The sequence below is a fragment of the Pararobbsia alpina genome (genome assembly GCF_965118125.1).
Classification (GTDB): domain Bacteria; phylum Pseudomonadota; class Gammaproteobacteria; order Burkholderiales; family Burkholderiaceae; genus Pararobbsia; species Pararobbsia alpina_A.
In genome coordinates this window covers 2094940-2110471 of sequence record NZ_OZ221288.1, presented here as the reverse complement: position 1 = coordinate 2110471, position 15532 = coordinate 2094940, and the positions used below count along the sequence as shown (strand labels likewise).

13 protein-coding genes are annotated in these 15532 nt (G+C 62.5%); 4 read left to right on the top strand and 9 right to left on the bottom strand.

Annotated elements, in window-relative coordinates; genetic code table 11:
* Positions 1–113: 113 nt before the first annotated feature.
* Positions 114–1025, top strand: coding sequence for a LysR family transcriptional regulator (locus ACMFWR_RS27430; protein ID WP_413195528.1), 912 nt, complete (start codon positions 114–116; stop codon positions 1023–1025).
* 22 nt (positions 1026–1047) lie between these two features.
* On the opposite strand, the gene ACMFWR_RS27425 is transcribed toward ACMFWR_RS27430, so the two are convergent.
* Positions 1048–1548, bottom strand: coding sequence for a cupin domain-containing protein (locus ACMFWR_RS27425; protein WP_413195527.1), 501 nt, complete (start codon positions 1546–1548; stop codon positions 1048–1050).
* Between the two features lie 276 nt (positions 1549–1824).
* Positions 1825–2556 carry a glutamine amidotransferase gene (locus ACMFWR_RS27420; RefSeq protein ID WP_413195526.1) on the bottom strand — a complete coding sequence of 244 codons (732 nt, stop codon included), beginning with the start codon at positions 2554–2556 and terminating at the stop codon, positions 1825–1827.
* A 287-nt stretch (positions 2557–2843) separates the two neighbouring features.
* Between ACMFWR_RS27420 and ACMFWR_RS27415 the strand changes: the two genes are divergently transcribed.
* Together ACMFWR_RS27415 and ACMFWR_RS27410 are read left to right on the top strand one after the other, a co-directional pair.
* The gene (locus ACMFWR_RS27415; protein WP_413195525.1) at positions 2844–3752 is read left to right on the top strand and encodes a ketopantoate reductase family protein; all 909 of its coding nucleotides are present in this window, start codon (positions 2844–2846) and stop codon (positions 3750–3752) included.
* A 137-nt stretch (positions 3753–3889) separates the two neighbouring features.
* On the top strand, positions 3890–5734 hold the full coding sequence (locus ACMFWR_RS27410) for an ATP-binding protein (protein ID WP_413195524.1): 1845 nt from the start codon (positions 3890–3892) through the stop codon (positions 5732–5734).
* Here the strand turns inward: ACMFWR_RS27410 and ACMFWR_RS27405 are convergent.
* Positions 5707–6084 carry a GFA family protein gene (locus tag ACMFWR_RS27405; protein ID WP_413195523.1) on the bottom strand — a complete coding sequence of 126 codons (378 nt, stop codon included), beginning with the start codon at positions 6082–6084 and terminating at the stop codon, positions 5707–5709. The two genes, ACMFWR_RS27410 and ACMFWR_RS27405, sit on opposite strands and share 28 nt — an antisense overlap.
* Before the next feature lie 226 nt (positions 6085–6310).
* On the opposite strand from ACMFWR_RS27405, the gene surE reads away from it, so the two are divergent.
* Complete coding sequence (gene surE / locus ACMFWR_RS27400; RefSeq protein WP_413195522.1) at positions 6311–7090, top strand: 5'/3'-nucleotidase SurE; 780 nt, start codon at positions 6311–6313, stop codon at positions 7088–7090.
* A 115-nt stretch (positions 7091–7205) separates the two neighbouring features.
* Here the strand turns inward: surE and ACMFWR_RS27395 are convergent, their stop codons facing one another.
* The 6 genes from ACMFWR_RS27395 to ACMFWR_RS27370 form a co-directional block, all read right to left on the bottom strand.
* Entirely contained in the window at positions 7206–7400 is a 195-nt protein-coding gene (locus ACMFWR_RS27395; protein ID WP_413195521.1) for a YqaE/Pmp3 family membrane protein, read from the bottom strand.
* 70 nt (positions 7401–7470) lie between these two features.
* Positions 7471–11163 (bottom strand): AAA family ATPase, encoded by a 3693-nt coding sequence (locus tag ACMFWR_RS27390; RefSeq protein WP_413195520.1) that lies wholly within the window; start codon positions 11161–11163, stop codon positions 7471–7473.
* Positions 11160–12425: an exonuclease subunit SbcD gene (gene sbcD / locus ACMFWR_RS27385; RefSeq protein ID WP_413195519.1), complete on the bottom strand. Its 1266-nt coding sequence runs from the start codon at positions 12423–12425 to the stop codon at positions 11160–11162. The genes ACMFWR_RS27390 and sbcD overlap by 4 nt, the downstream gene beginning before the upstream one ends.
* A 156-nt stretch (positions 12426–12581) precedes the next feature.
* Positions 12582–12803 carry a hypothetical protein gene (locus ACMFWR_RS27380; protein WP_413195518.1) on the bottom strand — a complete coding sequence of 74 codons (222 nt, stop codon included), beginning with the start codon at positions 12801–12803 and terminating at the stop codon, positions 12582–12584.
* A gap of 88 nt (positions 12804–12891) precedes the next feature.
* Positions 12892–14016 (bottom strand): GGDEF domain-containing protein, encoded by a 1125-nt coding sequence (locus ACMFWR_RS27375; protein WP_413195517.1) that lies wholly within the window; start codon positions 14014–14016, stop codon positions 12892–12894.
* A gap of 111 nt (positions 14017–14127) precedes the next feature.
* Entirely contained in the window at positions 14128–15420 is a 1293-nt protein-coding gene (locus ACMFWR_RS27370) for an NCS2 family permease (protein ID WP_413195516.1), read from the bottom strand.
* Between the last annotated feature and the right edge of the window lie 112 nt (positions 15421–15532).

The following is a 15532-nucleotide window of genomic DNA, read 5'->3' as shown; positions in this document are numbered from 1 at the left end:
CGCCTGCGCGTGAATTCGAGGTCGATGAAGTCATGCTACTCTTCGCAAATCGGGTTAAATAGACGAAAATCACCGATTAATTCTTTCCACTTCACGAAGAATGGAGGCCCGCCATGATCGATGACTTGCCTGCGCTGGTCGCTTTCGCTCAAGTGGTTTCAGCCGGGAGCCTGTCCGCCGCGGCCCGTGAATTGGACGTGCCATTATCTGTGGTCAGCAAACGGCTCGCACACCTCGAGAAAAGTCTTGGCGTTCGGTTGATTCAGCGCACGACGCGCCGTCAGTCGCTTACCGAAGAAGGCGCGCTGTTTCACGCGCGCGTGGTGCGGATTCTCGATGAGGTCGAGCAGGCTGAAGCCCTTGTGACCTCGCGTCGTGCTGAAGTCAGCGGCTTGTTGCGGGTGACCGCGCCCGGGCAGATCGGACGTCAGCGGCTCGCACCGATCATCGTCGACTTTCAGCAGCAGCACCCCGAACTCGTCGTGCAGCTGGATTTGAGCGACGCGGTCGTCGATCTCTATGAAAGCGGTCACGATGTGGCGATCCGCTTCGGAAGCCTGCCGGATTCGTCGCTCGTCGCGCGGTCGCTCGCACCGAGCTTCCGGGTGCTGTGCGCCTCGCCGGCCTATCTCGCGCGCCAGGGGGTGCCCGCCCACCCGTCGGACCTCTCGCGACATCGATGCGTTCTGATCGGCAACCAGCGGCGAGCCGACTGGCGATTCGACGATGAGGAGCAGACAACCGTGCGCGTCACGGGTTCGCTGATCACCAACGACGGCGAGGCAGCACATCGGCTCGTTCTGGCGGGGGCGGGCATCGCGCTCAAATCAATCTGGGACGTCGGCGACGATATTGTCGAAGGGCGTCTGTGCCGGGTACTCCCTTCGCATTCGATTTCCGCGGCGCCGCTTCACGCGATCTATCCGCATGCCCAGCATCTGGCGCCGCGCGTCAGGGTGTTCGTCGACTATCTGAAGCAACGGCTCGTCGAGTCCTGGCGTTGGGGTCCGCTCGCGGAACAGTAACCCCTCCCTTTATTGTGAGGACTCACTCACCCTTTGATCCAGCACGCGCCTTGCCGTCGTGCGGGCCGATCGGCCGCTCGGGCCAGTCGGTCCAACGGTCTTCACGCGTCGCCTCATGAACCTCGTTCAGCGGATAGCGGATGCGGTTCTCGGCCTTCGTCTTCTCTCCGATCACAAGCAGACGCACTTCCGAATCGGTGTTGTTGAGGAAGGTGTGGCACACACCCGTGCCCGCGGGAAACGCCACTGAGTCGCCCGGCGACAGCGGATGAAGATGGCCGTCGATCCAGACGTCCGGGTGCCCTTCAAGCACGTAGACGAATTCTTCCTCGGCGCTCTCGGCATGCGGGTACGACGTGCGGCGGCCCGGCAGCAGCCGATTGTGGTGAATCCCGATACGCGTGAGGCCAAGATCGCTTCCAACGGAAGCACCGATCGCCATCAACTCCGTGTCGTTGCGATAGTGCGAGTCATCGGGGCCTTCAAGCTCGGTCCAATGGCGAATAAAGTCCGGTCGTTCCATCCGGGATCCCTGTCGTTGTCGGTGTTGTGGGGACAGGCAGTATTGCCCAAAGGATGACCCTGCGCCAGCAGTCACTTTCAGCGCGGAAAGCGAAACGGAACACGGACTTAGCGTGGCGGCTGGTGAGAACCCAACGGGCTTCGAAGCGGGAGGGAACACGCGCAACGAGACCCCGGGCAATACGCGCATCGATACGCCCGACGCCGTCGAGCCACGTGCCGCAAACCAATGCGTGAGGAGTCCCCAAACGTGCGACGCACTCGTGGAGGCTGGTGCCTAACGCGCTATCTGTACTTCGCCGTCGAACGCAGCCGTCAGCCACTGCTGCCACAGCAATTGCGCGGCCGTCTCGAGCACCGGTGCGAACGCATGCGTCTGATCGCGCAAGGCATGGACGTCGACACGGGCCAGCGCGAGTTCGCTCGCATGCCCGACGAGCCAGCGCTCGAGTCGCTGCGCCGTCACCTCGGGGTGGAATTGCAGGCCCAATGCGTAGTCGCCGATCGCAAAGGCCTGATTCCGATACTGCTCGGTGGACGCGAGCAAGGTCGCGCCATCGGGCAGATCGAAGGTATCGCCGTGCCAATGCAGCACGCGCAAGCCCGGCTCGAGCACGGACTCGAACCACGGCGGTGCGGTGACGCCCGGCACCGCTTTCACCGGCGCCCAGCCGATCTCCTTGCCTGCCCCGCCCGAATAGACTCGCGCGCCGAGCGCGGCCGCGAGCATCTGCGCACCCAGGCAGATGCCGAGGGTCGGACGCCGGACCGCAAGCCGCTCGGCGATCAACGCAAGCTCGGGCCCGATAAACGGGTAAGTCTCCCGTTCATACACGCCGATCGGGCCGCCGAGCACGACCAGCAGATCGGCTTCCTGCGGATCGATCGCGCGCAGGTCCGCCGTGCAGGCGTCGACGACTTCAATTTCAAAGCCGGCATCGATCAGCTCGGGTTCCAGCGACCCCAGGTCCTCGAACGCGACGTGGGTCAAAGCAAGAGCTCTACGCATGATATGAAAAACGTGAACGGGTTCGATCCAGTGTAGGAGCTATATGCCGGCATATATATCGGAATCCGCGTTTTGTCCGGATTGAACGCATATTCGTGTTCAAAAGGCGTAAAGATGCCGACATTTATTACATTTCTCTTTCATACAAAATCCTGTCGCGCCTTACGGACATCCGCCGGATCCGCGGAGCGGGCGTTAGCATAGGTCGCGAACCGGGACCGGCTTGTACGCAAACCAACTGCGTGCCATTCGCCTGGTGACCCCAGCGAACAACAAAAGGACATGCCATGAAGATCGCGGTGATGGGCGCGGGTGCAGTCGGCTGCTATTACGGAGGCATGCTCGCGCGTGCCGGTCACGAAGTCGTGCTGATCGGCCGCCTTCAACACGTGATGGCCATTTCGAAAGAAGGCCTGCGACTACAGACACTCACCTTCGACGAGCACATTCGTCTCGCCGCGAGCACGCATGCGAGCGCGGTCGAAGGCGCGCAACTCGTGCTGTTCTGCGTGAAGTCGACCGACACCGAATCGGCCGCCAACGAAATCAAGCCGCACCTCGACGCGGGCACCCTGGTCCTCACGCTGCAAAACGGTGTCGAAAACGCAGAGCGCCTGCGTACGATCCTGGCCCACGAAGTGGCTGCGGCGGTCGTTTATGTCGCGACCGAAATGGCGGGCCCCGGTCATGTCCGTCACCACGGCCGCGGTGAACTCGTCATCGAGCCCTCGAGCCAGAGCGAAGCCGTCGCGAAGGTGCTGATCGACGCACATATCCCGACCACCATCTCGACGAACGTGCGCGGCGAATTGTGGGCGAAGCTGATCCTCAATTGTGCGTACAACGCGTTGTCGGCCATTACGCAGATGCCGTATGGGCAGCTTGCGCATTCGCCCGGCGTGACTGCGGCCATGCACGATGTTGTTGCCGAATGCCTGACCGTCGCGCATGCCGACGGCGTGGTGATACCCGGCGACGTCGACGCGGCTGTGCGGGGCATCGCCGAGTCGATGCCGGCGCAATACTCTTCAACCGCACAGGATGTCGCGCGCGGCAAACATAGCGAGATCGATCACCTGAACGGACTGATCGTCAGGCGTGGCGAAGCGCTGGGCATTGCTGTGCCCGCTAATCGTCTGCTTCATACGCTCGTCAAAACCATCGAACGCAAGCATGATCGCGACATGCGTTCCTGACGCCGCGCTGCGCCGCGGGATATTCCGCTCTATGCTTTCTGCGAAAGGCAGATATCCATAAACCCTTTCGCCGGGGACACGCTGTGCGCTTGAACTGGAAGCCGGAAGGTCCGGCAGATCGATCATGGCATCGCGGGGTGCCTGAGGACCTGGGGTCCTGGCCGCGCACACTTGCCGTCTTCTGGGCCGGCGGTGTGCTCGCGCTGGCGCTCACGACCATCGCCTGCATCGAACTGAGTTTTGATCAGTCCGCGGCAGGCTTCATCTATCTGATCGTCATCGTTCTGCTTTCGCTCGTCGAGAGCCTCGTGTCGTCGATCATTTTTTCGCTGATCGCGGCCGTCTGTCTTAACTTTTTCTTCGTTCCCCCGTTATTCACGCTCCAGATCGACAGTCCGAGCGACCTTGTTGCAGTGGTCGCTTTCCTGTTTACGACGCTCGCCATCACGGCGCTGCTTCGACATTCGCGCAGGCTCGCACAAGCGAGACGCGAGCAGGCGACGCTGATCGATCTGACCCATGACACCGTCGTGGTACGCGATGCGAGCGACCGCATCGTCTTCTGGAATCGCGCGGCCGAGCAGATGTATGGCTGGCCCAGTGCGCTCGCGATTGGACAGAACGTGAACATGCTGCTCAAGACACAGTTCCCTGTGCCGTTCGCGACCATTGCCGATGCGATCGCGCACAACGATCGGTGGGAAGGCGAAGTACTCCACACGACACGTGAAGGAAAGACGCTTGCTGTCGCGAGCCGCTGGTCGGTGCTGCGCGACGAGCGACGCCAGGTCTTGTCGACGCTGGAGACGAACAACGACATCACGGAGCGCAAGCAGGCTGAGGCCGCGTTGAAGCAAAGTCAGGCGGTCTTTCTCGCGGAAGCTCAAAAACTCAGCCGCACGGGGAGCTTCGGCTGGAATGCGACCACGCGCGAGCTCACGTGGTCGGAACAGATCTTCGGCATCTTCGGCTACCCCGAGGCAACCGCCCCGACGATGGAGCGCATGCTTGAGCGTGTGCATCCGGACGACCTGGCCCAGGTCACGCAACTCATCGACAACGCCGTGGCTGCCCGGCGCGACCTCGATCTCGAAGCAAGATTGTGCATGCCCGATGAGTCGACCCGGCATGTCCGCGTGGTCGCGCGCGTCGTGGCGGACGATACGACTTCGCTCCGCTATATCGGTGCGGTGATGGATGTGAGCACCGCGAAGCGCTCTGAAGAGCAACTGCACGACATGCAAAGCAAGCTCGCGTATGTCACGCGTGCGGCAAGCCTCGGTGAGTTGAGCGCGTCGATGGCGCATGAGGTCCGCCAGCCCCTTGCGGCAATCGTCGCCGACGGCGAAGCCTGTTTGCGGTGGCTGCGGCACGAGGTGCCCCAGCTCGACGAGGCGCTCGGATGCGCCGGCAGAATGGTTTCCAACGCGGCGCGAGCCGGCGAAATCGTGCATCGGATCCGCTCGCTCACGCGTCGCGCGGTACCGCGCAAGGTGCCACTTGCGGTCAATGACGTGATCGCCGACGTCGCGGCGTTCGCGCAGCGCGATCTCGCGAGCCATCGCGTCACCCTCAAGCTCGACCTCGCTCGCGCGCTACCGTCGCTGTCGTTTGACCGCGTCGAGCTTCAGCAAGTGGTGATCAATCTCGTCACGAACGCGATCGATGCGATGTCGCACATCGACGATCGTGCGCGCGAACTTGAAATCACATCCCGGCTCGATGACGACGGCAAGATCGTGATCGCGGTGCGCGACAACGGCACGGGTATCGCTTCTGACCATACGAACCGCATTTTCGAGGCGTTTTTCAGCACGCGTGCTGATTCGATGGGCATGGGGCTGTCGATTTGCCGGTCCATCGTCGAGGCGCACGGCGGGCGAATCTGGGCCGTCAACAACCCGAGATACGGTGCAACGGTGCAGTGCTGTTTCTTGCCCGTCGCCGATTCATATCAGCGCGACGGCAGATCATCCGCGTGACGCACCCAACTCAGACGCCGGTTCGTAAAGATCTGTTCGGTGGGCGGAACGGCCTCGGGATCGTCGAGCGTACAGGTCGACACGTCGATCTCGTCTGGCGTGGAGTTGTTCTGATACGTTAATCCGGTGCCGCAATCCGGGCAGAACGCACGGTGCGCCTTCTCGCTCGACGCAAACACCTTTGGCGCGCCCTTCACGTATTGCAGCTCAGACGCGAGCACGCTGAACCACGCCATCATCGGGGCACCCGACACGCGTCTGCAATCGACGCAGTGACAGATGTTCGGATGAAACGGCACACCCTCGATTTCGTAGCGGACGTTTCCGCAGTGGCAACCGCCTGTGAGCATGGCATCCCTCGGCAATCGAACGCAACTCTCAAGAATGTTAGGAAATGAGGCTTCGAACGCAAGGGCAATAAGCGGGTCGATGCACCGTTCGACGCGCAACTGAATGCGCCGCTGGTTGCGCCCCTTGCCTCCCCTTGCTTCACCTCTTCTTGCCCCGCTCCACGCGCAGCAACGCGGCGCGTCTGCAATAATCTGTCGCTCTACCCTCTTGTCCGGAGCGATCCGCATGTCCGCCAAAGCCCCCCTCGTGCCACGCGTATTGCTGACCAACGACGATGGGATCGATGCGCCCGGCCTTGCCGCGCTCGAGGCCGTTGCGGCCGAGATTGCCGAGGAAGTCTGGGTCGTCGCGCCCGAGCACGATCAAAGCGGTACGTCGCATTCGATCAGCCTGCATTCGCCGCTGCGCGTGAGTCAGCAGGGTGAACGACGCTTTGGCGTCGCCGGCACCCCCGGAGACTGCGTGGTGATGGCAGTGCGCCATCTGATGCTCGATGCGCCACCAACGCTGGTCCTGTCAGGCATCAATCGCGGCGGCAATCTCGGTGTCGAAACGATGTTCTCGGGAACGGTCGGTGCTGCGATGACCGGCTTGCTGCTCGGTCTTCCGTCGATCGCAATGAGCCAGACGTACCGCGATCCGAATCGTGTGCGTTGGGATACGTCGCGGGCTCTTGCACCGGATGTCATCCGCACGCTGCTCGCGATCTCGCACGACGCGCCCACGTGTCTCAACGTGAATTTTCCGGACATCGATGCGGCCGATGCGGGCCCGCTTACGCCGACCCGTCAGGGCGTGGGGCTGATCAAGAGCGTCAATGTTCTGCGCGAAGTCGACCCGCGTGGACTGCCCTATCACTGGCTGCAGTTCGAGCGCGAAAAGCGTGAGAACGCGCCGGATAGCGAAACCACTGTGGTCGCGTCGGGACGCATCTCTGTCACGCCGCTGCACTTCGATCGCACCGCCGAGGGGACGTTCGATACGCTCGCCGCGGCGTTGAAGTGAAGGCGCGACGAGCGTAGAGATGGTGGGACGCCGCGCGCGAAAGTAGGGCCTCGTGTCCGGCGTACCCCCCCGCCCACGACACCCTTCCCTATTCGCGTGCTCCTCGCCGTCGCGATCAACGGCGCGTGGCCATCGCGCGCTCGATCTTCTGGTCCGTCTTGTATTGGCTCAACGCATAGACGGACCAGATGGCGGCGGGAATCCAGCCGATCACCGTCAGCTGAAGCACGAGACAGATGATCCCCGAAATCGGCCGACCAATCGTGAAGAACTGAACCCACGGCAAAATCAAAGCGAGCAAGAGGCGCATAATTTTCCTTGTGCGAGATACGACGTTGTAATTGTATTTTCAGCGGTAACAGTCATCTTACTTGAGCGCGTCAACCGTCGACCTCGATATCCGAGAAGCCGACACCGGCCCGCTTGCGCACCTTGATCTGAACGGGGATTCGTTCCTTCAGCGCTTCGACGTGGCTGATCACCCCGATCATCTTGCCGCTCGCATTGAGCGCGTCCAGCGCATCGAGTGCAATCTCGAGCGTTTCACCGTCAAGCGTACCGAAACCTTCATCAAGAAACAGCGAATCAATCGACGTCTTGTGGCTCACAAGATCCGACAGTGCCAACGCAAGTGCGAGGCTGACGAGGAAGCTCTCGCCACCGGACAAGGTCCGCGTGTCTCGCGCGCTGTCACCTTGCCATGTATCGACGACTTCCAGCTCAAGCTCTCCGCTTGTCTTGCGGCTCAATGCATAGCGGCCGTGCAATTTCGCGAGCTGACGGTTGGCGAGGTGAATCAAGTGATCAAGCGTGAGGCCCTGCGCGAACTTGCGATATTTCGCCCCATCCGCGGAGCCGATCAGGCTATTGAGTCGCTGCCAGCCGTCAAAGAAGGCCTGCTTGGTCGTAATCTGCTCAAACAAGGTCCGTTTCGCCTCGCGCTGACGGTCGTCGTTCTGCACTTGCGCCTTGATTTCGCCCTGTCGCTCGGTCATCTTGCGCACCGTGGCTTGCAGGGCATCACGCTCTGCCGACAAGGCTTCGTGCGTCGCTTCGGTCTTCGCCTGCGTGCTGAGCTCGGTCCAGCGCTGTTGAGCCGTCTTCAGGACGGTTTGCGCGCTGAGCAACGCATCGTCGCGTTCCTTGCGCAAGCGCACGAGTCGCGCGCGCTCCTCAGGAGCGAGAAGTGCTTGCGTGAACGACAGTTCATCGGCAAACGGGCTCGCTTGCAACGCCTGACGCCAGCGGCGATCGGCCTCGACGTGCTCGTTTTTCGTTTCAAGCACGCGCGCATCGAGGCCCTGCTCGCTACCCGCGAGTTCGCTCTCGCGACGCTGCGCCAGTTCCAGAGTGCGCTCGGTCTCGGCGAAGGCGGTCGTCGCATTGGCCACAGGACTCAAGGGTTCGAGTGCCAGATCGAGCTTCGGCGCCTGCTTATCTTCCGTATCGTCCGCGTCGTCATCCGGCTCCACCCCATGCCGACCCTGTGATGGATGCAGTGCGCGCGAAACATCAGCATCAGCTTCAGCGGCGCCGCGCACTCCGTCACGCGCGTCGCCAGGCAGACCGTCCCCGGATTCATCGAGCAGCAGTGAGCCTTGTCCATGCTCGTCAACGACCAGCTCGCGCGATTCGGCCGCAAGGGAGCGCACGGGTTCGCGTTCGCGCGTTCTTTGGTCGACCCATGCATCCCACCGCAGAAGCCACTTGTCGACTTCCTGTCGCGCGAGCGCGCTCTGCTGTCCCAGCGCATCGCTTTCTCGAACATGCTTTGCACGCTGTTCGACCGCGCGCTGCCAGGTTTGCCATTCGCGATCACGCTCCTCGAGCCATGCACGCGGATCGGCCCATCCGGCGGGATCAGCGGGCGGTGTATAGCCCCACTCCTGCACGGATGCGCTCAGCACGCGCAGGTGTTCAGCGAGTTCATCGCGCAGCTTCGCAACCTGCTCGACCGCCTGAGCATGCTGTGCCACGGCCTGTGCCCTGGCCTGATCCACAAGCTGCGTCGCATGACGCGCATCGCCAACCGATTTGTCCGCCGCAATGCGCGCCTTCACGGTACGTTCAAGCCCTTCGCGCAATGCATCGACGGCCTGCAACGTCGCATAAGCATCCCGCACCGCCTGCGCGTTCGCCTCACTCACGGCGCCGAGACTCGTGGCATCGGCCTCGGCGATCTGTGCGGCTTCAAGCAGCGATGCCCACGTTGTCGCGCGTTCGACGTCCTCCTTTTCGATCATCGCCCGGCGCTGCTTGAGCTGCTCGATCTCGCCCGCGAGCGCGGCCAGCGCTTGCTTGAGCTTGAGCCCTTGCGTTTCGAGTTCGCCAAGCTTCGACTTTCTTTCGTCGAGCGCGCGCTGCGTCTGAGAGACATCGAGCGCCTGATAGTCTGTGATCGCGGGATGTTCGGTCGAACCGCACAGCTCGCACGGTTCACCCGGGCGTAGCGCGGCACGGTAACCCGATAGCTCGAGAATGCGGCGCTCTTGCTCGATGAGCTTTTCCTTGTCGCGAATCTGCTCGCGTACGGCGCGGTACTGCACCTCGACCTGCTCGCGTGCCTGCGTCTGCTCGGCATGCCCGCGTTCGCGCTGTCCGATCGCCTCGACGGTCTGCGAGAGGAGCGTCGCCGCATCACGACGTATCGTCGCCAATTGAATCAGCTTGTCGAGCACACCCTGCCGCGTCTGCAATGACTGCCACGCACGGCGAATATCGCCTTCCTCTTTACCCTTGAGGACTTCGGCAAGTCGCGTTTGCTGCGTCGCTTCGTCGCGCTGCGCGGCTTCGAACGCCGTCACCGCTTTAGCCAGTGTCTCGCTGCCCTGCTTGCTCTTTTGCTCGTGTTCCGAGATCTGGGCGACGAGCGTGCGCACGCGTGCGTCACCCGCCTCGGTGTCCGCAGCGCGTTGTCGGCGGATGTCGAGTTGCGCACGCCATTGCGCGAGCGCTTCGCCGAGCTTGGCGCGCAAGGGTTGCGCTTCAAGTTGCGCATCGAGCGCCTTGATCTCGGCCGTTGCCTGTTGTGCGGTCCGCTCGGCTTCGCCGGCAATCTGCCGGCGCAACTCGAACGCGCGCCACAGCTCGTCGGTGACCGACTGGATCGCGTCATGCCGGTCACGTCGCGCCTGGCGGCGAGCGTCAACAGCCGTCGTTTGCGCACGTTCGGACACACGCCACGCCTCATGCACACTGCGCAACGCTTCGGCGGGCTCACCCGCCGCAAGGCGATCAAGATCGGGCTTGGCCTGCACGAGCGCGGCCACCGCTTGTTGCTCGACTTCGCCCGCACGCTTGTGCTCGATCTCAGCCTTCGACAGATCGTCGCGCCACTGAATCAGCGACACCACCGATTGCAGTTGCTTCGACTGCTGCCCCTCGGCCGTATTGAGTTCGGAAGCCTCCTGCGCGAGTGCGGTGCGTTGTTCGTCGCTGAGCAGCACCACGCCTTCAGCACGTGCCTGCAGTGTCTCGAGCGCGGTCTTTTCCTCACGTGTCCGCTCGAACACACGCTGCGAAATCTGCCCGTAGATATCGGTGCCGGTGAGTTCCTCGAGCAATTCAGCGCGCTCGTTCGCCCTCGCCTCGAGAAAAGCCGCGAAGCCGCCTTGGGCGAGCATCATCGACTTCGTGAAGCGGCCAAAGTCGAGACCTGTGATCGATTCGGTCGTACGCAGCTTGTCCTGAATCTTCTCGGTGATGATCGTGCCGTCGAGATAGGCGAGTTCGACTTTCGGGGCCTGCAGATTGCCGTCGGCCTTGTCGCGCGCACGTCGCTGGCTCCAGAACGCGCGATACCCCTTGCCCTTGACCTCGAATTCGACTTCGGCAAGACACTCGAATGTATGCCGCGTCATGAGTTCGTTGCCACCGGCCGACACCGTCTCCATGCGAGGCGTGCGGTGATAGAGCGCCAGGCAAATGGCGTCGAGCAGCGTGGTCTTGCCCGCGCCCGTCGATCCGGTGATCGCGAACAGCCCGTTGTCCTCGAACGGCTCACGCGTGAAGTCGATTTTCCACTCGCCCTTGAGCGAGTTCAGATTGCGCAGTCGCAGCGTCAGAATCTTCATGCGTGTGAAGCTCCGGCGGCGGTTTCCGTATCGGTCTTCTCGATTGCGTCGCCGCCTCGGATCTCTGCGACGACGGCACGATAGAGCGAGGTCACTTGTTCGCGCACCGGAACGTCGAGGGTCTCGGCATCGAGACGTCGGGCAAACACGTCGTCAGGCGACAATTCATCGAGCGTCTCTTTCGCTTCGCCGCGCATCGACGCGGAGACCGTGCCTCGGTCACGGCGAATCCGCAGCACTTCGACAGGGAGGCCGTCGGTCAGGGCGTCGATGCGTGTCTGCAGATCGCTCAGATAGTCGTCCTGCGCCACGACGACTTCGAGCCAGACGGATTGGCCGTCGCGCGCTTCAGCTGCCACTGCGACGAACTGCGGGGCCAGCGCCTCCAGCGTCCCGCGAATCGAGACGAGCGGCTGGAAGCTGGGAACCGGTAGCGGCGTGACGGACTTCAGTGCGCCGTCGGCCAACTCGACGACGAGCATTTCCTTCTGCTGTCGCGCCTCATCGAATCCGAGGACAATCGGCGAACCGCAGTAACGGATATGGTCGAAGCCGCCGACCTTCTGCGGTCGATGAATATGTCCGAGCGCGATGTAGTCGGCCGGCGGAAACGCCGCGGTCGGAAACGCCTCGAGCGAGCCGACGTAGATCTCGCGAACCGACTCGCTTGCGCTCGCACCCACGGTGGTCAGGTGCCCCGTCGCTACGATGGGAAGCGGCAAGCCGAGTGCCTCGCGCTTTTGCAATGCAAGCGCAAAGACGCTGTCGTAGTGCGCGCGAATCGCGTCTTGCAACGACAACTGCTTGTCCTGCGCTGACTGGCCCGCGACGCTTTGCACAACATCTCTTGGCCGGATAAAAGGAATGGCGCACACGATGGCGCCCGGCACGCCGTTGCGATCCGCCAGCACATGAACCTGACGCGACAGATCGTCCTCGACCGATGGAATCACGATCGTGTTCAGACACGCGAGCAAATCTCGCGATTCCTGCATCGTGGCGACGGAGTCGTGGTTGCCTGCGAGAATGATCAGGCTCACGCCGGCGTCGCGCAATGCGACGATCAGGCGGTTATAGAGTTCGCGCGCATAGCTCGGCGGCGCGCCCGTGTCGAACACATCGCCGGCAAGCAGCACGGCATCGATTTCGAGCGTGCGCGTCTGGTCGACGAGCCACGCGATCAGCGCCTCGTGTTCGGACTGCCGGGACTTGCCCATGAAGTACTGACCCAGGTGCCAGTCAGACGTGTGCAGGATACGCATCGATCAAGCAATAACGGAAAGGAGACGGAACGCATCAGTGTCTCATTTCCGCGCGCACTGCACGAGCGAAAGGCCGAGCAAAGCGTCAAAGCAAAACGCGGCCGCGGGTGCGCCGTCGGGCGCGCACCCTGCGTCCAGCTGCCGCTTAGACGCGCTTTACGACTCGATATCGCCGAGGATCCGGTGCGCAAGCGCCTTGGCTTCTTCGAGCGCCTCGTTTTCCGAAGCCGAGGTGCCCTCGACTTCGTAGACGGTGTCGTCCGGATCTTCGCCGTCATCGCGGCTCAATTGAACCCAGCCCTGAAAGAGGCCGTGGTCGAGGGATCGTACGTCGGCCTGTGCTTTGAACAAGCCCTTGATGTAGGTAACCGATGACATGGCGCCTCCTTGAGGGATCGTAATGATCGCCCGTTCGACGCTTCGATCCGGACCGTGCGGGCGAGTTCATCGGCCTGAAAAAAATAGATCACTCCGCGACGCGGAACAGTTCGACGCGGTTGCGGCCGCCCGCCTTGGCGCTGAGCAAGCCGACGTCGGCGTCGTCGAGCAGACCGATCAGTCCGTTGGCCGAGTCGCGCATCTCCGCGACGCCCACGCTGATCGTCAATTGACCGGCCGGCGAGTCGAGTCCGGCAACGGCGGCGCGCAAACGCTGCGCGACTTGCATCGCCGTGTGCGCGCGGCAATTCGGCAGCACGACGGCAAACTCGTCGCCGCCGAGTCGTCCAAATACATCGACCGGACGCAGCCGGTCCTGCAACGCCGTCGCAACCAGCACCAGCGCGGCATCGCCGACCGAATGTCCGTACTCGTCGTTGATGCTCTTGAAACGGTCGACGTCGATAAAGAGCGCCGATACCGGCTCGTCGCGATGCTGTGCCCGACGCACGGCCAGATCGGCGAGCTCATGGAATCGCTGGCGAACGAAAATGCCGGTCAGATCGTCGGTGTGCGCCTGTTCGCGCAGTTTGCGTTCGAGGTGGAAATGCGAGTGCTGCAGGCGTGAGAAAAAGACGTGAATCACCGTCGCGGTAATCGTCGCCGTGAACATATACGTCAGGAGTTCGTACTGATCGATCTTCGACGCATGCAGTAACGCGAATGTCACGAACGGCGTGACGACCGTGACGATCGAGGCCAGCGCGAAATGCCGGTGCGACATCCAGGCCGGACTGGTCACGACCGGCATCATCGCAAATGCCGGCAAGACCCAGGCAACGCCCAGCGAATTGACGGAAGCGAAAACGCCGATGCCGATTTCGTAAAAGCAGAGGAAGGCAAAACCGAGGAGCACCCAGCCGCGTTGCGCGCTGTCGCGCTCGAGCGCGAGCATGACCAGGCCAAGCGCGATGGCGACCGCGATCACGCGCCAGAGCAACGACATCGTAATGACATCGGCAGCCAGACCGATGGCGATGGCCGCGATATAGGCGGCCACGCCCGCCCGTGTAATTCCGCGCACGAGCGGCAGGAGATGGCGTGTCTGGTAATCGACGAACGACCGGTCCGCCGCGGCAGCGCTGCTGCTCGCGGCCGCGAGCGCGGCACCCGCCTGTACGGGCGCCCGGTCGTCGTTGACGGTCGTGCTCATGAGAACAACCCCGTGATCTCTTTGTACGAGCCGCCATTGTAGGTGGATTTCGGCGCCGGAATCTGTTTGGTATTCCACACGCCGGACACCCATCAGCAGCCGCCCGCTACATCAGCTCGGAAAGAAAACATATCGCGTCACGAACAGTGCCGCGACAACCCACGCCGCCGGATGCACCTCCTTGGCGCGTCCGGTGAACAATTTAAGCACCGCATATGAAATAAACCCGAAAGCAAGGCCGGTTGCAATCGAGTAAGTGAACGGCATCGCCAGCGCCGTGAGCGCTGCCGGCGTGGCTTCGGTCACGTCGTTCCAGTCGACGTCGAGCAGTTCACGCAGCATCAGACCTGCTACGTACAGCAATGCGGGTGCCACGGCAAAGGCTGGCACGGCGCCTGCAAACGGGCTCACAAGCAGGGCCAGAAGGAACAGCACACCGACCGTCAGCGCCGTCAGGCCCGTACGGCCGCCGGCCTGCACACCCGAGGCGCTCTCGACATACGCCGTCGTGCTGCTCGTGCCCAGCAGCGAGCCGCAGAAAATGGCGATCGAGTCAGCAAACAGCGCCCGTCCCAGGCCCTTGTAACGATCGCCTTCGAGCAGACCCGCGCGACGCGCAACGCCCATCAACGTTCCCGTCGCGTCGAATACCTCGACGAGCACGAAAACGAGGATGACATGCGCAAATCCGCCGTGCAATGCGCCGGGGATATCCAGCTTGAGCAGCGTCGGCGCGATCGACGGCGGCGCCGAGACAATGCCGTGAAACGGTGTCAGACCCAGTGCGATGGATATGACTGTCACTGCGAGAATGCCGATCAGGATGGCGCCACGCACACGCAGCGAGTCAAGCACCGCGATCAGCAGGAAACCCAGCACTGCCAGCAGCGCGTGCGGCGCATGCAGATTGCCGAGCGTGACCTTCGTCGCCGGGCTCGCCACCACGATTTCCGCATTGCTCAGCGCAATAATCGCGAGAAACAGGCCAATACCCGCGCCGATCGCGCAACGCAGCGATTTCGGCACGCCGGCGATCAGCCAGCTGCGAATCCCGGTAACGGTCAGCAGGATAAAAATGCAGCCCGAAATAAAGACGGCACCCAGCGCTGCTTGCCACGTGTAACCCATCGCACCGACGACGGTGAACGCGAAGAACGCGTTCAGGCCCATGCCGGGCGCCATGCCGATCGGATAGTTCGCGACAAAGGCCATCACGAGCGATCCGATCGCGGCGGCAAGGCAAGTCGCGACGAATACCGCGCCGCGGTCCATGCCGGTCGTCGACAGAATCGCCGGGTTGACGAAAATGATGTACGACATCGTCAGAAATGTCGTGAAGCCTGCAATGATCTCTGTGCGGACATTGCTGCCGTTTTCGTTCAGACGAAACAGCGTACTGAGCATCGAAGTGTCTCCTGCCGGGTTCGGCGGTTCAGAACATCGGCCCCCGAGGGTCGGCCATGCTTGTTGTGTGTGAGAAGAACATGGAGCGCGGCATCATCTCGACCTCCAGGGC